This window comes from Novosphingobium sp. BL-52-GroH (assembly GCF_044813085.1).
Classification (GTDB): domain Bacteria; phylum Pseudomonadota; class Alphaproteobacteria; order Sphingomonadales; family Sphingomonadaceae; genus Novosphingobium.
Genome location: NZ_CP171149.1, coordinates 367,221 through 386,937 on the forward strand (window position 1 = coordinate 367,221; position 19,717 = coordinate 386,937).

Annotated in this window: 18 protein-coding genes; 11 read left to right on the top strand and 7 right to left on the bottom strand. The window is 67.6% G+C overall.

All coding sequences use genetic code 11. The features are described from left to right. Window positions 1-2: 2 nt before the first annotated feature. Entirely contained in the window at window positions 3-1,535 is a 1,533-nt protein-coding gene (locus ACFFDA_RS01625; RefSeq protein WP_404477850.1) for an MFS transporter, read from the bottom strand. A 276-nt stretch (window positions 1,536-1,811) separates the two neighbouring features. Beyond that, entirely contained in the window at window positions 1,812-2,522 is a 711-nt protein-coding gene (locus tag ACFFDA_RS01630; RefSeq protein WP_404477851.1) for a pirin family protein, read from the bottom strand. Window positions 2,523-2,637: 115 nt separating this feature from the next. Between ACFFDA_RS01630 and ACFFDA_RS01635 the strand changes: the two genes are divergently transcribed. Next, a complete protein-coding gene (locus tag ACFFDA_RS01635; protein ID WP_404477852.1) occupies window positions 2,638-3,567 on the top strand; it encodes a LysR family transcriptional regulator in 930 nt (309 codons plus the stop codon). A 74-nt stretch (window positions 3,568-3,641) separates the two neighbouring features. Here the strand turns inward: ACFFDA_RS01635 and ACFFDA_RS01640 are convergent, their stop codons facing one another. After that, entirely contained in the window at window positions 3,642-4,535 is an 894-nt protein-coding gene (locus ACFFDA_RS01640) for a pirin family protein (protein ID WP_404477853.1), read from the bottom strand. 103 nt (window positions 4,536-4,638) lie between these two features. Between ACFFDA_RS01640 and ACFFDA_RS01645 the strand changes: the two genes are divergently transcribed. The 3 genes from ACFFDA_RS01645 to ACFFDA_RS01655 all read left to right on the top strand — a co-directional run bounded on the left by ACFFDA_RS01645 (window position 4,639) and on the right by ACFFDA_RS01655 (window position 8,000). After that, window positions 4,639-5,559 (top strand): LysR family transcriptional regulator, encoded by a 921-nt coding sequence (locus ACFFDA_RS01645; protein ID WP_404477854.1) that lies wholly within the window; start codon window positions 4,639-4,641, stop codon window positions 5,557-5,559. Between the two features lie 152 nt (window positions 5,560-5,711). Next, a complete protein-coding gene (locus ACFFDA_RS01650; RefSeq protein WP_404477856.1) occupies window positions 5,712-7,076 on the top strand; it encodes an MFS transporter in 1,365 nt (454 codons plus the stop codon). 33 nt (window positions 7,077-7,109) lie between these two features. Then, window positions 7,110-8,000, top strand: a complete 891-nt coding sequence (locus ACFFDA_RS01655; RefSeq protein ID WP_404477857.1) for a shikimate dehydrogenase — start codon at window positions 7,110-7,112, stop codon at window positions 7,998-8,000. A gap of 88 nt (window positions 8,001-8,088) precedes the next feature. Here the strand turns inward: ACFFDA_RS01655 and ACFFDA_RS01660 are convergent, their stop codons facing one another. From ACFFDA_RS01660 to ligK, 4 genes are all read right to left on the bottom strand, one after another. Beyond that, complete coding sequence (locus tag ACFFDA_RS01660) at window positions 8,089-9,966, bottom strand: bifunctional sugar phosphate isomerase/epimerase/4-hydroxyphenylpyruvate dioxygenase family protein (RefSeq protein WP_404477858.1); 1,878 nt, start codon at window positions 9,964-9,966, stop codon at window positions 8,089-8,091. 263 nt (window positions 9,967-10,229) lie between these two features. Beyond that, window positions 10,230-11,105 carry an amidohydrolase family protein gene (locus ACFFDA_RS01665; protein WP_404477859.1) on the bottom strand — a complete coding sequence of 292 codons (876 nt, stop codon included), beginning with the start codon at window positions 11,103-11,105 and terminating at the stop codon, window positions 10,230-10,232. Continuing rightward, on the bottom strand, window positions 11,098-12,150 hold the full coding sequence (locus ACFFDA_RS01670) for a 4-oxalomesaconate tautomerase (RefSeq protein ID WP_404477860.1): 1,053 nt from the start codon (window positions 12,148-12,150) through the stop codon (window positions 11,098-11,100). The genes ACFFDA_RS01665 and ACFFDA_RS01670 overlap by 8 nt, the downstream gene beginning before the upstream one ends. Beyond that, entirely contained in the window at window positions 12,143-12,817 is a 675-nt protein-coding gene (ligK, locus tag ACFFDA_RS01675; protein ID WP_404477861.1) for a 4-carboxy-4-hydroxy-2-oxoadipate aldolase/oxaloacetate decarboxylase, read from the bottom strand. The genes ACFFDA_RS01670 and ligK overlap by 8 nt, the downstream gene beginning before the upstream one ends. 99 nt (window positions 12,818-12,916) lie before the next feature. Between ligK and ACFFDA_RS01680 the strand changes: the two genes are divergently transcribed. The 7 genes from ACFFDA_RS01680 to ACFFDA_RS01710 all read left to right on the top strand — a co-directional run bounded on the left by ACFFDA_RS01680 (window position 12,917) and on the right by ACFFDA_RS01710 (window position 19,682). Then, window positions 12,917-14,074 carry a LysR family transcriptional regulator gene (locus ACFFDA_RS01680; RefSeq protein WP_404477862.1) on the top strand — a complete coding sequence of 386 codons (1,158 nt, stop codon included), beginning with the start codon at window positions 12,917-12,919 and terminating at the stop codon, window positions 14,072-14,074. A 374-nt stretch (window positions 14,075-14,448) separates the two neighbouring features. Then, complete coding sequence (locus ACFFDA_RS01685) at window positions 14,449-15,315, top strand: DUF1932 domain-containing protein (RefSeq protein ID WP_404477863.1); 867 nt, start codon at window positions 14,449-14,451, stop codon at window positions 15,313-15,315. Between the two features lie 3 nt (window positions 15,316-15,318). Continuing rightward, window positions 15,319-16,344 (top strand): amidohydrolase family protein, encoded by a 1,026-nt coding sequence (locus tag ACFFDA_RS01690; protein ID WP_404477864.1) that lies wholly within the window; start codon window positions 15,319-15,321, stop codon window positions 16,342-16,344. Continuing rightward, on the top strand, window positions 16,341-16,787 hold the full coding sequence (gene ligA, locus ACFFDA_RS01695) for a protocatechuate 4,5-dioxygenase subunit alpha (RefSeq protein WP_404477865.1): 447 nt from the start codon (window positions 16,341-16,343) through the stop codon (window positions 16,785-16,787). The genes ACFFDA_RS01690 and ligA overlap by 4 nt, the downstream gene beginning before the upstream one ends. A 1-nt stretch (window position 16,788) precedes the next feature. Next, a complete protein-coding gene (locus ACFFDA_RS01700; protein ID WP_404477866.1) occupies window positions 16,789-17,697 on the top strand; it encodes a class III extradiol dioxygenase subunit beta in 909 nt (302 codons plus the stop codon). 42 nt (window positions 17,698-17,739) lie between these two features. After that, complete coding sequence (locus ACFFDA_RS01705; RefSeq protein WP_404477867.1) at window positions 17,740-18,696, top strand: Gfo/Idh/MocA family oxidoreductase; 957 nt, start codon at window positions 17,740-17,742, stop codon at window positions 18,694-18,696. Then, window positions 18,696-19,682: an aldo/keto reductase gene (locus ACFFDA_RS01710; protein ID WP_404477868.1), complete on the top strand. Its 987-nt coding sequence runs from the start codon at window positions 18,696-18,698 to the stop codon at window positions 19,680-19,682. Before ACFFDA_RS01705 ends, ACFFDA_RS01710 begins: the two co-directional genes overlap by 1 nt. Window positions 19,683-19,717 lie beyond the last annotated feature (35 nt).

A 19,717-nucleotide genomic window follows, 5' to 3' on the forward strand; every position in this document is an offset into this window, starting at 1 on the left:
CTCTACGCCGCCGAGCGTTCCCGTTCATCCTCCTCGGCCGCGACCTCGGCGTGGCCGCTGATCTCGGCGCCGGCATCGGGAGCGAAGCGCAGGTTCCAGAACGTGGCAGTCAGCGATACCGCCGTCACCACCCAGAACGCCGCGGAGAAATCGCCAAGGGTCGGCGTCGCGCTGCCGTTCGCCAGCATCGCCAGGTGCAGCGCCACCGCCGCCACGCAGATGCCCAGCGAAAGCATGAGCTGCTGGAAGGTCGAGTAGAACGCGGTCGCGCTGCTCATGTCCTTCTTGTCCACCCCGGCATAGGCGATGGTGTTGTAGGCGGTGAACTGGAACGACATGAAGAAGCCCGAGAAAGCCAGCACGCAGAACATCGCCCAGACTGGCCAGCCGGGGCCGAAGAACCCGCAGACGGCGTAGCCGGCGGTGGCGATCATGCCGTTCCAGATCAGCGCCCGGCGGAAGCCGAAGCGGCGCAGGACGCGCTGCGCCATGCTCTTCATCGCCAGCGAGCCGATGGCCACCGCGACCGTGATGGTGCCACTGCGCGCCGCCGAGAAGCCCAGGCCCACCTGCATCATCAGCGGCAGCAGGAACGGCTGCGCGCCCTGGGTGATGCGGGTGATGGAGCCGGCGATCACCGACAGGCGGAACGTCTCGTCCTTGAGCAGTTCGAGGTTCAGGATCGCCCCCTCGCGCCCGCGCGCGTGACGGACGTAGAAGACGCCGGCCGTCGCGCCCAGCGCCACCAGGGCCGCAGCGATGATGCCCTCGCCGGGGCGGCTGACCATCTCGAAGCCGAACAGCAGGCAGCCGAGCGACACCCCGCTGAGCACGAAGCCCAGCGCGTCGAAGGGGGCCGGCTCGTCCTCGCGGATATTGGCGATGTAACGGCCGACCAGCCAGAAGCCGAGCGTGCCCATCGGCAGGTTGATGTAGAAGATCCAGCGCCAGTCGAGATAGGTGACGATGAACCCGCCGAGCGGCGGGCCGATGATCGGGCCGATCAGCGCCGGCACGAGCAGCCACGACATGGCGTTGACCATGTCCCGCTTGGCGACCGAGCGCAGCAGCACGAGGCGGCCGACCGGGATCATCATGGCCCCGCCGATCCCCTGGACGAAGCGCGCGGCGACGATCAACTCGAGCGTCGGCGCCACGCCGCACGCGAGGCTGCCGGCCACGAAGAGGGCGATAGCGGTGCGGAACACGGTGCGCGATCCGAAGCGGTCCGCGAGCACCCCCGAGGCCGGGATGAAAATCGCCAGCGCCAGCAGGTACGACGTGAGCGCGACGCTCATTTCCTGCGGACGGACGCCGAAATCAAGCGCCATCGTCGGCAGCGCGGTGGCCAGGACGGTGGCGTCGACGAATTCCATGAACAGCGCGGACGCGATGATGAGTGCGATCAGCCGGTAGTTCGAACCTGACACCGGAGGCCCGAGGTCCTGCGCGCGCGCCAGCGAGCCGGCCGCGGGAACGATGCCGTCACGCACCTCGGCATTGACCGAGGCCAGGCCCCGCCGCCGGGGCCTCACGGGCGGACCTCGTCGGGTCTGGCTGGAAGATACATGCTCTGCTTTCTGGTTCGAGGTCTCAGGCCTCTCCCAAACCGGGCCGTCCATCTACGCAGGCGCACCGCAGGATCGACATATAGGCATCGAACGGAATTTTGGAACCCTCGGCCTCGATTCCTCGTCGCCTCATGGCCCCCGCGTCTCCGGCGCCTCGGCATGACCGCGAAAAAGCCATGCCGCCCCTCTCGCAAGGGACGGCATGGCCCGGCAGATCAGGTCAGGACAGTTCAGTTCAGTTCAGGCAGCGTCGACGAGGACGATCTCGCTGTCCTCGATCGCGGTCACCCGAAGGACTTCGAGGTCGCTGATCGCCGCCCCGTCGCGAGCGTTGACGCGCACGTCGTCGCCCCGGTTCTCAAGCGTGACGGCGCCGGTCGCCGGGACGAGGTAGCCCTTGCGGTCCTTGCCGATGGCGTATTCCGCAGTCTCGCCAGCCTTGAGCGTCGCGGCCACGACGCGGGCGTCGGTGCGGATGGGCAGCGCTTCGTTGTCGTTGCCATAGCCCGAGGCGAGGGTGACGAACTTGCCCGAGCGATCGCCCTTGGGGAAAGGCTTGGCACCCCAGGACGGCGCGTCGCCACTGCGGGTCGGGATGATCCAGATCTGGAAGATGCGCGTGGTTACGTCCTCCAGGTTGTATTCCGAGTGGCGCACGCCGGTGCCCGCGCTCATCACCTGGACGTCGCCGGCCTCCGTGCGCCCCTTGTTGCCCAGGCTGTCCTCGTGGGTGATCGCGCCTTCGCGAACGTAGGTGATGATCTCCATGTCGCGGTGCGGGTGTGGCGGGAAACCGGTCTTGGGGGCGATGGTGTCGTCGTTCCAGACGCGCAGGTTGCCCCAGTGGACGCGTGCCGGGTCCTGGTACTCCGCGAAGGAGAAGTGGTGCTTGGCGTCCAGCCAGCCGTGGTTGGCGCCGCCGAGGCTGTCGAAAGGACGAAGTTCGATCATGTCAGGTCTCCGGTGGGGGGTGGCGACGTGCCGCCCTGTTGAGACCTCTCTAGACTTCACCGGCTTTCTCGATCAGAGGGATAAAATAGACCCGATCGTTCGAGGAAGTTGATAAGTGAGCAATCCCGGTACGCCCACCCTGGACCAGCTGCGCATCCTGCTGGCCATCGTCGACACCGGCAGTTTCGCCGCCGCCGGGCGCAAGCTCAACCGCGCCGTCTCGGTCATCAGCTACGGCATCGCCAACCTCGAGGCGCAGCTTGGCCTCCTGCTGTTCGAGCGCGAGGGAACGCGCAAGCCGAAGCTGACCGTCGCGGGCCGCGCCGTACTGGCCGAGGCGCGTAGCGTCGCGCAGGGGATCGACGGGCTGCGCGCCACGGTGAAGGGCCTGCTCGACGGGCTGGAAGCGGAAGTCGACCTCGCCGTCGACGTCATGCTCCCGGCGGAGCGTCTCGGGCTGGTACTGCGCGAGTTCGTCGCCGAGTTCCCCACCGTCCAGCTCAAGCTCCACGTCGAGGCCCTGGGCGCGGTGACCGCGATGGTGCTCGACCGCCAGAGCGTGATCGGGCTGTCGGGGCCGCTGTCGGCCGGCGTAGTCGGGATCGAGAGCCGGTTGGCCGGGTCGGTGCCGATGATCCCGGTCGCCGCCCCCGACCATCCGCTGGGGCGCATGGCCACGATCCCGCCGGGCGCCGGGCGCGAGCACATCCAGCTCGTCCTCACCGACCGCTCGCGCTTCACCGAGGGGCAGGACTATTCGGTGATGAGCCCCAAGACCTGGCGCCTCGCCGACCTCGGCGCCAAGCACGCGCTGCTGCGCCAGGGGATCGGCTGGGGCAACATGCCGCTGCCGATGATCGAGGACGACCTGATCTCGGGCACGCTGGTGCGCCTGGCGATGCCCGACCATGTCGGCGGGACCTACCGCTTCGCCGGCATCTGGCGCCGCGACACCCCGCCGGGCCCGGCGGCCTCGTGGCTGATCGATCGCTTCGTGGCACTGGGAGCGCACGATCGCGAACTGCCGGAGATGGCCGATATCTGATCGTCGTTGCGGAGCGCTGTTCCGGGCCATCGCCACGACGGTCGGACATCGAGCCCGGGACCACACGTTCGACTTCAGGACATCGCCGGGGGTTTCAGGAACGGATCGTCGGGCAGCGGGATGAATTCCTCGTCGTCCGCGTCGGGAAGCTTCATGCGTCCGGCCTTCCAGTCGGCCGCCGCCTGCGCGAGGCGGTCCTTCGAGGACGAGACGAAGTTCCAGTAGAGAAATCGTTCGCCCAGCGGCTCGCCGCCCAGCACCATCACCGTGGACGGCTCGGCCGCGGTCATCCGCGAGGCGTCGCTGCCCAGGACCAGCATCCGGCCTGCTTCGTGCCGCCGGCCGTCCAGCTCGATCGCGCCGGTGGCGACGTAGACCGCGCGCTCTGCATGCCCGGTGGGAATCTCGGCCGTCGCCCCGGCAGCCATGTCGAGATGCGCGTAGAACAGCGGCGAATGAGTGCGCACGCCGGCGGTCAGGCCGTAGGCGCTGCCGGCGATCAACTGGCCATGCACGCCGCCCTCGTCCCATTGCGGCAGGTCGGTGCCAGCGTGGTGGGAGAACGAGGGGTCGGTTTCCTCGTCGGCTTCGGGCAAGGCGACCCAGGCCTGGATGCCGTGGAGATGGTCGCCCACCGCGCGGGCCTTCTCGAAGCGCTCGGAATGGGTGATGCCGCTGCCTGCGGTCATCCAGTTCACTTCGCCGGCGCGGATCGGCTGGTGCGAGCCGACGCTGTCGCGGTGCACGATCTCGCCCGAGAACAGGTAGGTCACCGTCGACAGGCCGATATGCGGATGCGGTCGCACATCGAGGCTGCGATCGGCGCCCGCGGCCACGTCGAGCGGACCCATGTGGTCGAAGAACACGAAAGGCCCGACCATGCGCCGCTTGGCGAAGGGCAGCACGCGGCCGACGTCGAGGCCTCCGCCGAGGCTGCGCCGACGCTGTTCGATAATCATCTCGATCATGGCGGCGAGCCTAGTACCGCCAGGCGCACGTGAGAAGCGAAATCCATGGCGCACGCCCCCGATCCCCGGTTGGCGGCAAATGGGCGCCATGGTAGCGAGGCGCATGCTGACCATCAGGCAGATCGAGATTTTCCGCGGGGTTATGATAACCAAGACGGTGAGCGGTGCCGCGCGCATGCTGGGCACCTCGCAGCCGGGCCTCAGCCGCATGATCGGCCACATGGAGGACAAGCTGCGCTTCCGCCTGTTCGACCGCACCCGCGGACGGCTGGTCCCCACCCCCGAAGCGGTCGTCCTGTTCGGCGAGATCGAGCAGATCTACAAGGGCTTCAGCGACCTCGAACACATCGTCCAGCGCCTCGCCAAAGGCGACGACCGCACGTTCGCGGTAGGTGCCTCGCCCTCGCTCGGGCACTCGGTGGTGCCGCAGATGCTCTCGCGGCTGACCGGCAACTACCCCGGACTGACGATCCAGTTCGACATCCTTTCGGTCGAGCAGGCGCTGGACTGGCTGGCACTCCAGCGCGGCGACTATGCGATGACGGTGTTCCCTATCGACCACCCGAACGTGCTGTCGAGCCGGATAGGGGCGGGACGGATGGTCTGCGCGGTCCCGGCCGGGCACCGCCTGGCCGAACGCGCTCGCATCACCGTGGCCGACATCCGTGGCGAGCGCATCCAGTCCTTCCGCGCCGACACGCCGCACGGACGAATCATCGCCGGAATGTTCGCCGATGCCGGCGAGGACCTGGAGGTCGCCACCTACGTACGCTTCGCCGAGACCGCGGTGGCCTTCGTCGCCAACGGGATGGGCATCGCGCTGGTCGACAGCTTCACCGCCATGCAGGCCCATGCCGACACCGTGCGCTTCCTCGAGTTCGAGGCGCCGGGCGTCCTGCCGGTCTACGTCAGCCGCAACCTGGAGACCGCGCGCACACTTATCGGCGAGACTTTCGAAGAGATTGCGCGCAATATTCTGATGAACCTGCCTCGTGTACCTGCCGCGCCGCAGGCCATAACATAACGGCATGCATCACATTGTTTCGGGCACTGGCGAAGGCCGGCAAGATCAAACAGTGTGACGGCACCTGCAATGGTCAGGTCGGTTTCGGCATCGGATCGCCGAAATAGCAAGGGCGCGGTCAAGCGCCGCAGAGGATGGTGAAAGGCGTTACCATGGCCAGTTATTCCGCCGCAGGATCGGTTTCCGTGCGCCCCTACGTGACCGTGACCGAGCGAGGCACGGGTGGCGGGACAACGCATGGCGGCGATTCCTGGACCCTGCGCCAGATGCTCATCGTCGCCATCTGCTTCCTGCTCAACATGCTCGACGGCATGGACGTGCTGATCCTCTCCTACATTGCCCCGGCACTTTCGGCCGACTGGAAGATCGCGCCGGAGAACCTGGGCGTGGTTTTCAGTGCCAGCCTGGCCGGAATGGCAGCAGGCGGCCTGCTGATCGCGCCACTGGCTGATCGCTTCGGCCGCCGCAAGCTGATCCTCGCCTCGCTGGTGATGATGGCGACGGCGATGTTCGGATCAGCCTTCGCGGGATCGATCGGCGAACTCATCGTCTCGCGGTTCGTCGTCGGCATCGGCATCGGCACCGTGCTGGCCAGCATGGCCGCGCTAACCGCCGAATACGCCCCTGCCCGCCACCGCACGTTCGCGGTCGGCTTCCTCCAGGCCGGCTATCCGGTCGGCGCGACGATCACCGGCTTCATCGTCGCCCAGCAGATCGACACGCACGGCTGGCAGGCCATGCTGCTCGGCGCCGCGATACTGTGCGCCGCAGCGCTGCCGCTGGTCTGGGTCCTGCTACCCGAATCGGTCGACTTCCTCGTTTCCCGCCAACCTCGCAACGCCCTGGCCCGCGCCAACAAGCTGCTCGCCTCGATCGGCCGCGCGCCGCTGGACGCCCTGCCCGAGCGCCGGATCGCCGAAAAGAGCCAGGTCGGCCTGCGCGGCGTCCTGGGTGCCGGGCGCACCAAGGGCACGATCCTGCTGTGGCTGGCGACGATCTTCGGCTTCATGACGCTCTACTTCGTCATAAGCTGGATTCCCAAGCTCGCGGTCGAGGCCGGGCTGCCCGCCACCCAGGCGATCTACGCCGGTGCGATCTACAACATCGGCGCCTTCGTGGGCATTACCTCGATCGGCCTGATCGCTACCCACATCGACCTGCGCCGCCTGATCCTGGTCTACATGGTGCTCGCCGCCGGCGCTCTCGTCGTGTTCGGGGCGGTCGCCATGCCGATCGCGGCAACGCTGCTGACCGCCTTCCTGATCGGCGCCTTCATCCAGGGCGGCTTCAACGGCTGCTACCCGCTGGCGACCAGCTTCTACCCTTCCGAAGTGCGCAGCACCGGGCTGGGCTGGGCGATGGGCGTGGGCCGCATCGGCGCCGTGATCGGCCCGATGCTGGGCGGGCTGCTGCTCGCCGAGAAAGTTTCGCTGCCGGTGATCTTCGCGATCTTCGCAGTGCCGGCCGTGCTCGCCGGGCTGTGCGTCACGATGATCCGCATTCCTTCAGAGGGCTGACGCCCCCCAATTCGTCCAAGGACCCACAAAGCCATGTTCCAGTCTCGCGTGATCGCCACGCGCACCGCCCGCGCGTCCATCCTGTGCGGCCTGATCGGCACCGGCATCGGCGGATCGCGGAGCCCCGCGATGCACGAGGGCGAGGCGGCGGCGATGGACCTGCCGCTGGTCTACCGCATCCTCGACAGCGACGTCGTCGGCTTCGACGCTGCCGACCTCGCGCCATTCCTCAAGGCCCTCGCCGCCCTCGGTTTCGACGGCATCAACGTCACCCACCCCTTCAAGCAGGCGGTGGTGCCGCTGATGGACGCGCTCTCCGAAAGCGCCCGCCGGCTCGGCGCGGTCAACACCGTACTGTTCCGCGAGGGGCGCACGATCGGCGACAATACCGACTGGTCGGGCTACCGCGCGCACTTCCTCGCAGGTCTCGGCACGCGGCCGCGCGGCCACGTCGCGATGATCGGCGCCGGCGGCGCGGCGGCTGCCGTCGGCTACGCCCACCTCGACCTTGGCGCCGGACGGCTGGCGATCTTCGATCCCGCCGCCGAGCGTGCCCAAGCGCTGGCAGCGCGGCTGTCCGCCCTATTTCCCGCCGCGCAAGTGCTGGCCGCCCGGTCCGCCGCGGACGCCATCGCCGGGGCCGACGGCGTCGTCCAAGCCTCGCCGATCGGCATGCTGAGCCACCCCGGACTGCCTTTCGACCCCGCCCTGCTCGAACGTGCGATGTGGGTTTCGGACATCATCTACTTTCCTCTCGAGACCCGGCTGCTGCAGGCCGCCAGGGCGATCGGCTGCGCCACGCTCGACGGTGGCGGCATGGCGGTGATGCAGGCCGCGCATGCCTTCGCGCTGTTTACCGGACGCGAGCCCGATACCGGTCGCATGCTCGCCCGCTTCGCTACCGCCAGCGAAACGCCCGCCTGAGCGGAGCGCCTGGAATTACCCGAACGGCATGGTCGGCGCGGCACCACCCCGCGCCGGATTGTCGACGCTTGCCGGGACGGCCGCGCCGCTATTCCGCGCCCTCCGGCCCTTCGCGGAACCTGTTCTGCGCTGCCAGCCTGACCCCGGCATTGGGCGCCCCATATCCGGCATAGGCACCGCCGCGCTCGACGAACTCGAAGAAGAACAGCTTGTCGAAGGCCCGGCTGTAGAGCTGGCGATAGGCGTTGCCCTGCCCGTCCTCGTCGTAGAGCATCCCGGCCTCTTCCATGCGCGCCGCCGCGTCCCCGTCGAAGCCGAAGCGAGCGGCGAGGTCGTCGTAGTAGTTACCGGCAATCTCCAGCATCGCCGCCCCGCGTTCGCGGGTGACGGCAGCCGTCGCGAACAGGTCGTCGCTGGCGAGGGCGACGTGCTGGAATCCCCCGCCCATGCCTTGCGCCAGGAACCTCGACGACAGCGTCTCGCGCGCGTCCGAGGCATTGAGCGTGAGGCGGAAGCCGCCGTCGGGCGATTGCAGCGCCTGGCTGTGGACGAGGCCAGAAGGGTCGATCACGTCGTTGGCGTCGCGCCCCTCCAGCCCGAAAAGCGCCCGCCAGTAGAGCTGCCACGACAGGAACTCGTCGTTATGGACGACCGCCGCGAGGTGGTCGATGCTACGGGCATGGGCGTCGTCGGCGAGGTCCGCCACCGGGACCGCCTCGAACTCGCGCGCCCAGAGCGCCTCGGCGCCGTCGTCCTCGACGAGGTAGACGAGGCTGCCGCCGACCCCGCGCAGCGCCGGCATTGCCATGCGGCCGGGGCGGCCCTCGGGACTGTAGGCGCGGATGCCGAGCGCGGCGGCGCGATCCATCACCGCCTGCGCGTCCTTCACCCGCACGCCGATCGCGCAGATCGAGGTGCCGTGGACGATGCGGTAGGACCGCGCGAAGCCCTTGGCCTCGGCATTGACCACGAGGTTCACGTTGCCCTGCCGCCAGCGAGTCACCTTCTTGGTGCGGTGTGCGCCGACCTGGGCGAAGCCCAGCGTGCCGAACGTGTCGCCAAGCCGCGCGACGTCGTCACCGGCGGCAGTGAACTCGACGAACTCGGCCCCCAGCGGGGCCTGCGGCGCCGGCATCCGGGTCGGCTCGCCGAGCAGGCGCAGGGCCGCATCGCGCACATATTCGAGCGAGCGATGCCCGTCCTGCGCGACCAGGCGCGAGGAGATCGAGCGGAAACGGTCGTTGAAGATCTCCAGCGACAGCGGGCCATCGTAGCCGGTGCGCAGGATCTCTGCGACGTAGCCGGGCAGGTCGAAGCCACCCTGCCCCGGCAGGTTGCGGAAGTGGCGGCTCCAGTAAAGCAGGTCCATGTCGAGCAGCGGAGCGTCGGCAAGCTGGACGTAGACGATCTTGTCGCCCGGGATCTCGCGGATGCTCTCGCTGGGGATGCGCCGCGACAACGAGTGGAAACTGTCGAGGATGATGCCGACCGCGGGATGGTCGACTTGGGCTACGATCGACCAGACGTCGCGATGGTCGTTGACGTGGCGACCCCACGCCAGCGCTTCGTAGCCTATGTGGATGCCGTGGGCGGCAGCGCGCTCGCCCAGTTCGCGGAAGTCGTCGACGATGCGCGCGCGCTCGCCCAGCGATGCGGGCGAGCAATTGGAACAGACGAGGATGCGATCGGTGCCCAGCTCGCCCATCAGGTCGAACTTGCGCTCGGCACGGTCCATGGCGCGGGCGCGCAAGGCCCCGGGCATGCCCTCGAAGTCGCGGAACGGCTGGTAGAGCGAGCAGTGCAGGCCCATGTCGGCCATCATCGCTCGCACTTGCGCGGGCCTCAGGGCCGAGCCGATCAGGTCGTTCTCGAAGATCTCGACACTGTCGAACCCGGCGTCGGCGGCCGCCTTGAGCTTCTCCTCGAGCGTGCCGCGAAGCGAGACGGTGGCGATGGCGTTGGACATGGGCGCGGACCTTCTTGGGAACCTGTGACGGCTCCCAATATCGTCCTCGCGGGCCGCCGGTTAAAGCGGGTTTGTCGTCGTTGTCCATGCCATAGTGTTATGGATCGGGCGTCCGCGTCGCAGAGCCTGCTCCGAAAGGCACCATTTGGCGACTTTCGGTTCCTCTGTCCGTCCGCGCGCCCATCCCAAGTCCCATCAGGATACACTTTCGTGGGAGATCGGGCGGAGGCGTGGGCCGGAACAGGAGTTTTTGAAGCAGGTTCTCAAAGTTCCTCTGGCCAGTAGAGGCGCATCGGGTTGGTCACGAGCAGCTTGGTCTGCAGTTCGATGGTCGGGGCGATGCGCGGGATCATGTCGACGAGGTGGCCGTCGTCGGGGATCGCGTCCTGCATGTTGGGATGCGGCCAGTCGGTGCCCCAGATCACCCGGTTCCGGTAGTCGGCGACGAGCGGCGCCACCGCCAAGGCGAAGGCATCCCAGGGATCGCCGGCCGCATCGAGGCGGTCCGGACAGGTCGCCTTGAACCAGATGTCGTCGCGACTGTCGAGGAGCGCACGGAAGGCCTTCAGGTCGGGGCCGTCCGGCCCTTGCGTGACGTCGGGGCGGCCCATGTGGTCGATCACCAGCGGCACCGGGATTGCGTCCATGAACGGGCGCAGTTCCTCGAGGATGTCGGCCTCGAAGTAGATCACCACATGCCAGCCTTCGGGCAGGCGCGAGGCGACATCGAGGAACTTGTCCTTTGGCGCGTCGTCGACGAGGCGCTTGAGGAAGTTGAAACGGATGCCGCGGATGCCGCCTGCATGCAGCGTCGCCAGCTCGGCCTCGGAGATCGCCGGGTCGACCACCGCGACGCCCCGCGCCTTGCCGTCCGACTTCGCGATAGCGTCGAGCGTGGCGGCATTGTCGGTGCCGTGGCAGCTCGCCTGGACGATCACGTTGCGGGAGAATCCAAGGTGGTCGCGAAGAGCGAACAGCGCGTCCGGGCCGGCATCCCCGGGGAGATACTTCGCCTTGGCGCTGAACGGGAACTGCGCCATCGGCCCGAAGACGTGGCAATGCGCGTCCACCGCACCGGCGAGCGGGGTGTAGAGCGGCTTCGACGGAGCGTCGTGCCAGGAAACGATACGATCAGACATAGACAATCCCATCCATCAGCTTGCGCGCGGTGCGCAGCAGGGCGGCGCTGACGACCGCGCCGCTCTTGTCGGTTTCGAGCACGCAGCTCATCTCGCCGGTCGGGTGCTCGACCGAGAGGGTCTTGCGCGAACCGTCCGGAATTTGCGCCACCTCGGCCGCAGGCGAGCCCTCGATCAGGCAGGCTGTGGCGACCGAGACCGCGCCGAGCACGCCGATCGTGGCATGGGCGCGGTGCGGGATGAAGCTGCGCACCGTCACCGCGCCGCCGTTGCGGGGGGCGGCGACGAGCATCATCTTGGGCACCGACTTGTCGGTCACGTCGCCCAGGTTCATCCGCTCGCCGACGGCAAGGCGGATCGCTTCGATCCGAGCCTTGAGTTCGGTATCGGCGTCGAGCGTGTCGCGGTCCTCGTAGCCGGTGGCGCCCACGTCCTCGGCCTTCATCACCACGCAGGGCATGCCGTTGTCGATGAGCGTCACCGGCACCCCGTTCACGACGTCTACGGCATTGCCGCTGGGCAGCAGCGCCCCGCAGGACGAGCCCGCGGTATCTCGGAATTCCAGCGGGATCGGCGCATGGGTGCCGGGCACGCCGTCGATCGCGGCATCGCCCCTGTACGTCACCACTCCACCCGGCGTCTGCACGGTGGCGACGGCGACCTGGCCGGTGTTCTCCATGTAGATCGCGACGCGGGTTTCCTCGCCCGTCGCCGCCACCAGCCCACGCTCGATCGCGAAGGGACCGATGCCGGCGAGGATGTTGCCGCAGTTCTGCGCGTCGGTGACCACCGCCTTGTCGACGAAGACCTGCAGGAACAGATAGTCGACGTCGATCCCCTCCCGGCTCGACTTGCTGACCACGCCGACCTTGCTGGTCAGCGGGTCGGCGCCGCCCATGCCGTCGATCTGGCGCGGATCGGGCGAGCCCATGACGCCGAGCAGAAAGGCATCGCGGGCGGCGGTGTCGGCGGGCAGGTCGTCCTTGAGGAAATAGCCGCCCTTGGACGTGCCGCCGCGCATCCACATGCAGCGGGCGTCAGACATATTTAAGGCCTTCCTTCTCAAGCCTTTCACGCATCTTGTACATGTCGAGCCCGAGCACGCCGGCGGCAAGCTTCGCGCGCTTCTCGCCCTCGTTGGCCTCGCGGGCCTGCGCAGCGGCGAGCACTTCGGCGGCCTTTTCGCGCGGCACGACGCACACGCCGTCATCGTCCGCGACGATCACGTCGCCTGGCCGCACCGCGGCGTTGGCGCACACGACCGGCACGTTGACGCTGCCCAGCGTGTTCTTGACGGTGCCCTGCGCGTAGATCGCCTTGGACCACACGGGGAAGTTCATCTCGGTCAGGTCGCGCACGTCGCGCACGCCGGCGTCGATCACCAGGCCCCGGCAGCCGCGCGCCTGCGCGCTGGTCGCAAGCAGGTCGCCGAAGTAGCCGTCCTCGCACGGGCTGGTGGGGGCGAGCAGGAGGATGTCGCCGTCCTTGAGCTGTTCGATGGCGACGTGCACCATCCAGTTGTCGCCCGGCGCCGCGCTGATGGTGACGGCCGAGCCGGCGATGCGCGCGCCGGTGTAGATCGGCCGCATGTAGCTGGCGAGCAGCCCGGTGCGGCCCTGCGCTTCATGGACGGTCGCCACGCCGCACTGGGCGAGGCCGTCGATCACTGCCGGGTCGGCGCGCTCGATGTTCTGGACGACGATACCACTCATGCCATGCACTCCTTGTCTTTCCCTCCAGATGGCGGAGCCGGACGGAAGGGGGAAAGAGAACTTTGGCAAGTGCGATAGGATTTGGCTAAGAGTGGCCGGATGGAGATATGGAGCCTGAACCTGCGGCATTTGCGCGCGGTCGGAAAAATCGCCGAACTGGGTACGGTGAACGCCGCAGCGATCGCGGTGAACCTCAGCCAGCCCGCGATAACACAGGCGTTGGGGCGACTCGAGGCATCGCTTGGACTGCCGCTGTTCGAACGCCGCCACGACGGCATGATCCCGACCCGCGCGGGCGAGATCATCGCCCCCCGCATCGCTGCCGCCCTCGCGCATGTCCGCAGCTCCCACGTCACGATGTCTCGCCTGCGCGCCATGCTCGCGCTGGCCGAGACCGGCAGCTATGCCGGCGCAAGCCAGGAGACCGGCCTGTCGCTGCCCTCGATCCACCGGGCAGTCAACGACCTCGCGCTCGCCCTGCGGCGCCCGCTGGTGGTCCGCCGGGGCAAGTTCGTCATCACCACCGAGGCCGGCAGCCAGCTCGCGCGTGAATTTCGCCTGGCGCAAGTCGAGCTGGAAGCGGGCCTTTCGGAAATCGAGGCGCTGCGCGGCTACGAGACGCGGCGTATCGCCATCGGCGCGATGCCGCTGTCACGCGCGCGCATCCTGCCCGGCGCCGTCGCCCGCTTCCTCGCGCGGCGCCCGCAAGTGCGCCTTACCATCGTCGAGGGATCGCGCGCCGAACTGGTCGAGCCGCTGCGCAACGGCGCGCTCGACGTGATGGTGGGCGCGCTGCGCGAGCCGCTGGTGGAGACCGACCTCGTCCAGCACCGCCTGCTCGACGACGTGCCCGCCGTCTTTGCCCGGCGTGGCCATCCGCTTGCCGGAACCACGCCGGGACCCGCAGAAGTCGCGCGCTATCCCTTCACCCTGCCCCCCCGCGGCACGCCGCTGCGCGACAGTTTCGACCGCTACTTCGCCGCGCACGACCTGCCGCTGCCGCAAGTGCCGGTCGAATGCGGATCGGTGATGATGATCCGCCAGGTGATGATGGGCAGCGACTTCCTCACCCTGCTTTCGCCCGACCAGGTGCAGGTGGAGATCGAGGCCGGCTGGCTGCGCGAACTGGCACGCCTGCCCCCCGAATTCGCCCGCACCATCGGCATGACCACCCGCGCCTCACTGCGCCCGACGGAAGTACAGGCGGAGTTCTTCGCCGACCTCGAAGCGGCGGCGCGCGACGTCGGGGACGGATGAGGGGCTGGCCCATGCCGCCTCCTCGCCCACCTGTGCTCCCCACCCTCGTCACCCTGAACTTGTTTCAGCGTCCGTCCCTCGGTTTAATCCGGGAGGTCGAGTCACCATCGGCCCGGCCGGTTTGCGGTCCCATGCACGACGTCTGCGGCACGATGGACCCTGAAACAAGTTCAGGGTGACGACCGCAGGGAGCACAGGTGGGAAAGCGGGATACCGCATCATTTGTTGGTTGCTCCTGTCACCCGAACCGTCGCTTTTCCGGGCTCGGCTGCCCCGGCCATCCCGCTCCGGCACGACAGCACGATAAGGCACAGCTTATAGCCTGCAGGCAGTTCCGATTTGCCTCCCCTGCCCCGCTTCGGCAGTCAGACAGGATGAGAGGTTCCATTGCCCTGATCGGTTTCGGAGAGGCCGGGTCGACGTTCGCGCGCGGCGCCGCCTGGGGCCAACGCGCCTCGGCGTTCGACGTGGCACCCGCCCGGCGCGAGGCCATGGCGCAGCTTGGCGTGACTGCGAGCGCCGATGCCGCCGATGCCGTTTCGGGCGCATCGCTGGTGCTCTCGCTGGTCACCGCCGACCAGGCGCTGGCGGTAGCGCGCCAGTGCGCCGGGCTGATCGGTGCGGATACCCTGTTTTGCGATCTCAACTCGGTGGCGCCGGGCACCAAGCGCGCCGCCGCGCAGGCCTTTGCCGCCGCCGGCCGGCGCTATGTCGACGTGGCGGTGATGGCCCCGGTCAACCCCAAGGTCATGGCGGTGCCGCTCAACATCTCCGGGCCCCACGCGGCCGAGGCGCAGGCGCTGCTGGCCACCGCCGGCTTCACCCATACCACGATCGTCGGCGAAGCGATCGGCAGGGCTTCGGCGATAAAGCTGGTGCGCTCGGTCATGGTCAAGGGGCTCGAGGCGCTGACCGCCGAAATGATGCTCGCCGCCCATGCCGAAGGCGTGGCAGACGACGTGCTCGCCTCGCTCGACGCCAGCGAGAAGGCGATCCCCTGGGCCGAGCGGGCCGACTACAACCTCGACCGCATGCTGGTCCACGGCCGCCGCCGCGCCGCCGAAATGGCCGAGGCGTCTCAGATGCTGCGAGACCTCGATATCACGCCGCTGATGACCGACGCCACCGTCGCGCGGCAGCAGGCGCTGGGCGAACTCGGCCTCAGGCCGCCGCCTGAAGGATTTGCAGCGAAACTCGATGCCGTCACCACATTCAACACACCATCGACCGGAGAGACCTGAGCCATGAGCCTCGTCATCGATTGCCACGGCCACTACACCGTCCTGCCCAAGGCGCACGACGCCTGGCGCGAGGCGCAGATCGCCGCCCACAAGGCCGGCGAGCCGATCCCGCCCTATCCCGAAATCTCGGACGACGAGATCCGCGAGACGATCGAGCAGAACCAGCTCAAGCTGATCAAGGAACGCGGCGCGGACCTCACGATCTTTTCCCCGCGCGCCTCGGCGATGGCGCACCACGTCGGCGACCAGTCGATCTCGGAAGAGTGGGCATTCCACTGCAACAACCTGATCGCCCGCGTGGTCAAGCTGTTCCCCGAGACCTTCGTGGGCGTATGCATGCTGCCGCAATCGCCCAAGGCGGACCTCACGGCTTCCGTCAGGGAACTGCGCCGCTGCGTCGAGGAACTGGGCTTCATCGGCTGCAATCTCAACCCCGATCCGGGCGGCGGCCACTTCGAGCACCCGCCGCTGACCGACGAATACTGGTTCCCGATCTACGAGGCGATGAGCGAGCTGGACGTGCCGGCGATGATCCACGTCTCGGGTTCGTGCAACCCGGCGATGCACGCCACCGGCGGCTTCTACATCGCGGCAGACACAGTGGCCTTCATGCAGTTGATGCAGGGCGACCTCTTCGCCAAATTCCCCAAGCTGCGCTTCATCATCCCCCACGGCGGCGGCGCGGTGCCTTATCACTGGGGGCGCTATCGGGGCTTGGCCGACATGCTCAAGAAGCCCAGCCTCGACGACTACATCATGAACAACGTGTTCTTCGACACCTGCGTCTACCACCAGCCGGGCGTGAACCTCCTGGCCGACGTGATCGCCAACAAGAACATCCTGTTCGGCTCGGAGATGGTCGGCGCGGTGCGGGGCATCGACCCCACGACCGGCCACTACTTCGACGACACCAAGCGCTACGTCGATGCACTCGACATCTCGGACGAGGAACGCCACGCGATCTTCGAGGGCAACACGCGCAAGGTTTTCCCGCGCCTCGATGCCAGACTGAAGGAGCGCGGGCTGTGAGCGGACCTCGCGACATCCACGAATACCTTGGCGAATTCGACGACATCCCGGGCACACGCGTCTACACGGCGAAGCGGGCGCGGCAGGGCTATCACCTCAACCAGTTCGCGATGAGCCTGATGAAGGCCGAGAACCGCGAACGCTGGAAGGCGAACGAGCGAGCCTATCTCGACGAATGGCCGATGACCGAGGACCAGAAGCTGGCCGTGATCGCGCGCGACTACAACCGCCTGCTGGACCTGGGGGGAAACATATACTTCCTCGCCAAGGTCTTCTCCACCGATGGCCTGAGCTTCCTCCAGGCGGTTTCGACGATGACCGGCATGTCGGTCGAAGATTACCAGGCGATGATGATCGCCGGCGGCCGTTCGCCCGAAGGCGTGCGATCGGTCAAGGCCAACCGTGACGCCGAAGGCGGATCGGCCACTAAGGAGTCTCGCTAAGATGGCCCGCATCACGCACGGCATCGCCTGCAGCCACATTCCGGCACTGGGCGTCGCTTCCGACTTCGACAAGTGGGACGAGCCCTACTGGAAACCGATCGAGGACGGCTTCGCCCCCACCCGCAAGTGGGAAGCCGAGAACCTGCCCGACGTCGTGATCCTGGTCTACAACGACCATGCCTCGGCGTTCGACATGAAGATCATCCCGACCTTCGCGATCGGCTGCGGCGAAAGCTACAAGCCGGCAGACGAAGGCTGGGGCCCGCGCGCCGTGCCCGAGGTCGAAGGCCATCCGGACCTCGCCTGGCACATCGCCCAGAGCCTTGTCCTCGACGAGTTCGACATGACCATCATCAACGAGATGGACGTGGATCACGGTCTCACCGTGCCGCTCTCGATGATGTTCGGCAAGCCCGACAAGTGGCCGGTCAAGGTGATCCCGCTGGCGGTCAATGTCGTCACCTACCCGCCGCCGTCCGGAAACCGCTGCTGGGCGCTGGGCGAGGCGATCGCACGCGCGGTGGCCAGCTTCGGCGAGGATCTCGACGTGCAGATATGGGGCACCGGCGGCATGAGCCACCAGCTCCAGGGCCCGCGTGCCGGCCTCATCAACCGCGAGTGGGACAACCGCTTCCTCGACAGGCTTTCGGGTGAAACGCAGGAACTGCGCCACGTACCCCACATCGAATACCTGCGCGAGACCGGCTCGGAAGGCATCGAGATGGTCATGTGGCTCATCATGCGCGGCGCGCTCGGCAGATCGACGCGCGAACTGTACCGCTTCTATCACGTGCCCGCCAGCAACACCGCGGTCGGCCACATCGTGCTCGAGCCGGTCGACGGCAGCGTGCCGCCCAGTCCCACACTGGAAGGCAACAGCGCCGCCGCCCAGGCGCTGATCGATCGCTGAGCGACGCCTCAGATATTGTCCAAGAACTTCAAGGAGAAACCCATGCGTATTGCCCTAGTGGGCGCGGGTGCTTTCGGTGAAAAGCACCTCGACGGACTCAAGAACGTCGACGGCGTCGAGATCGCCTCGGTCATCAGCCGCTCGGCCGAGCAGGCCGCCGAGGTCGCCGCCAAGTACGGCGCGCCGCACTCCGGCACCGATCTTGCCGAAGCGCTGGCACTGCCCGACGTAGACGCGGTGATCCTGTGCACGCCCACCCAGATGCACGCCGACCAGGCGATCGCCTGCATGGACGCGGGCAAGCACGTCCAGGTCGAGATTCCGCTTTCGGATTCGTGGGAAGACGCCGAGCGCGTCGTCGCCAAGGCCAGGGAGACCGGCCTCGTCTGCATGGTCGGCCATACCCGCCGCTTCAATCCCTCGCACCAGTACGTGCACAACAGGATCGTCGCGGGCGAGTTCGCGATCCAGCAGATGGACGTGCAAACCTACTTCTTCCGCCGCAAGAACATGAACGCCAAGGGCCAGCCGCGTTCGTGGACCGACCATCTGCTGTGGCACCACGCCGCGCACACGATCGACCTATTCGCCTACCAGACCGGCAAGATCGTCACCGCCAACGTGATCCAGGGGCCCAAGCACCCGGAACTGGGCATCGCCATGGATATGTCGATCCAGCTCAAGGCCGAGACCGGCGCGATTTGCACTCTGTCGCTCTCGTTCAACAACGACGGCCCGCTCGGCACCTTCTTCCGCTACATCGGCGATACCGGCACCTACATTGCGCGCTACGACGACCTGGTGAACGGCAAGGAAGAGCCGATCGACCTCGCCGGCGTCGCCATCTCGAACAACGGCATCGAGTTGCAGGACCGCGAATTCGTCGCCGCGATCCGCGAGGGGCGCGAGCCCAACTCGTCCATCGGCAAGGTCCTTGACTGCTACCGCGTGATCGGCGAACTCGCCGCCAGTCTCGAACAACAGGACGGCTGGAGCTGATGACAACACGCATTCTCGCGGGCCGGCAGGTCCATTCCGTAGGCCTCGGCTGCATGAACGTCGCCTGGGCCTATGGAAATCCGCCCACCCGCGAGGATGCGGTCGCGCTGTTCCGCCACGCGCTCGACGCCGGCTGCGACCACTTCGACACCGCCAACATTTATGGCGGCGGCGCGAGCGAGCAGATCCTGGCCGAGGCGATCATGGATCGGCGCGGCGAGTTCCTGCTCGCCACCAAGACCGGCATTCTCATCGACGGCGAACGCCGGGGCATCGACTGCTCGCCCGAGAGCATCACCGCATCGCTCGACGGCAGCCTCCAGCGCCTGGGTACCGACCACGTCGACCTGTTCTACATGCACCGCTTCGACCCCAAGGTGCCGATCGCAGACTCGGTAGGCGCCATGGTCCGCGCCATCGAGGCGGGCAAGATCGGCTCCTACGGCGTGTCCGAGTGGTCCTCCGCACATATCCGCGAAGCCCATGCGGTGCATCCCATGGCGGCGGTGCAGACCGAATATTCGCTGTGGACCCGCAACGTCGAGCTGGGCGTGCTGGAGACCACCCGTGACCTCGGCATCCCCCTCGTCGCCTTTTCCCCCGTCGCGCGCGGGGCGCTCGGTGGCGAGCTGAGCGATGTCGCGACCCTGACGGACAAGGACCTACGCCGCGGAATGCCGCGCTTCCAGGGCGAGAACTGGGCTCACAACCTGCAATTGATCGACGGCTTCAATGCCCTTGCCGCGCAAGCCCAGGCGACGCCCGCGCAGCTCGCGCTGGCCTGGGTACTGTCGCGTGCCGACCACGTCCACGCCATTCCAGGCACCCGCACGATCCCCCACTTCGACCAGAACCACGCAGCCGCCGGCCTGGTGATCGATGCCGCGATCCTCGAGGCCGCGGATGCGCTCATCAACCAGCAGACCGTCAGCGGTCACCGCTATCCGGCGCTCGTGCAGGCCACGATCGACACCGAGGACTACTGAGGTTCGATCCGGCCGCCTGCCCTGCGCCCCTCAAA

What these genes read in the sequence shown, in the direction of transcription:
- ACFFDA_RS01705 (WP_404477867.1), top strand. Translation starts at nt 17,740, where the DNA reads ATGCGTATTGCCCTAGTGGGCGCGGGTGCTTTCGGTGAAAAGCACCTC.
- ACFFDA_RS01650 (WP_404477856.1), top strand. Translation starts at nt 5,712, where the DNA reads ATGGCCAGTTATTCCGCCGCAGGATCGGTTTCCGTGCGCCCCTACGTG.
- ACFFDA_RS01655 (WP_404477857.1), top strand. Translation starts at nt 7,110, where the DNA reads ATGTTCCAGTCTCGCGTGATCGCCACGCGCACCGCCCGCGCGTCCATC.
- ACFFDA_RS01660 (WP_404477858.1), bottom strand. Translation starts at nt 9,966, where the DNA reads ATGTCCAACGCCATCGCCACCGTCTCGCTTCGCGGCACGCTCGAGGAG.
- ACFFDA_RS01700 (WP_404477866.1), top strand. Translation starts at nt 16,789, where the DNA reads ATGGCCCGCATCACGCACGGCATCGCCTGCAGCCACATTCCGGCACTG.
- ACFFDA_RS01680 (WP_404477862.1), top strand. Translation starts at nt 12,917, where the DNA reads ATGGAGATATGGAGCCTGAACCTGCGGCATTTGCGCGCGGTCGGAAAA.
- ACFFDA_RS01645 (WP_404477854.1), top strand. Translation starts at nt 4,639, where the DNA reads ATGCTGACCATCAGGCAGATCGAGATTTTCCGCGGGGTTATGATAACC.
- ACFFDA_RS01710 (WP_404477868.1), top strand. Translation starts at nt 18,696, where the DNA reads ATGACAACACGCATTCTCGCGGGCCGGCAGGTCCATTCCGTAGGCCTC.
- ACFFDA_RS01670 (WP_404477860.1), bottom strand. Translation starts at nt 12,150, where the DNA reads ATGTCTGACGCCCGCTGCATGTGGATGCGCGGCGGCACGTCCAAGGGC.
- ACFFDA_RS01685 (WP_404477863.1), top strand. Translation starts at nt 14,449, where the DNA reads ATGAGAGGTTCCATTGCCCTGATCGGTTTCGGAGAGGCCGGGTCGACG.
- ACFFDA_RS01665 (WP_404477859.1), bottom strand. Translation starts at nt 11,105, where the DNA reads ATGTCTGATCGTATCGTTTCCTGGCACGACGCTCCGTCGAAGCCGCTC.
- ligK (WP_404477861.1), bottom strand. Translation starts at nt 12,817, where the DNA reads ATGAGTGGTATCGTCGTCCAGAACATCGAGCGCGCCGACCCGGCAGTG.
- ACFFDA_RS01690 (WP_404477864.1), top strand. Translation starts at nt 15,319, where the DNA reads ATGAGCCTCGTCATCGATTGCCACGGCCACTACACCGTCCTGCCCAAG.
- ACFFDA_RS01630 (WP_404477851.1), bottom strand. Translation starts at nt 2,522, where the DNA reads ATGATCGAACTTCGTCCTTTCGACAGCCTCGGCGGCGCCAACCACGGC.
- ACFFDA_RS01640 (WP_404477853.1), bottom strand. Translation starts at nt 4,535, where the DNA reads ATGATCGAGATGATTATCGAACAGCGTCGGCGCAGCCTCGGCGGAGGC.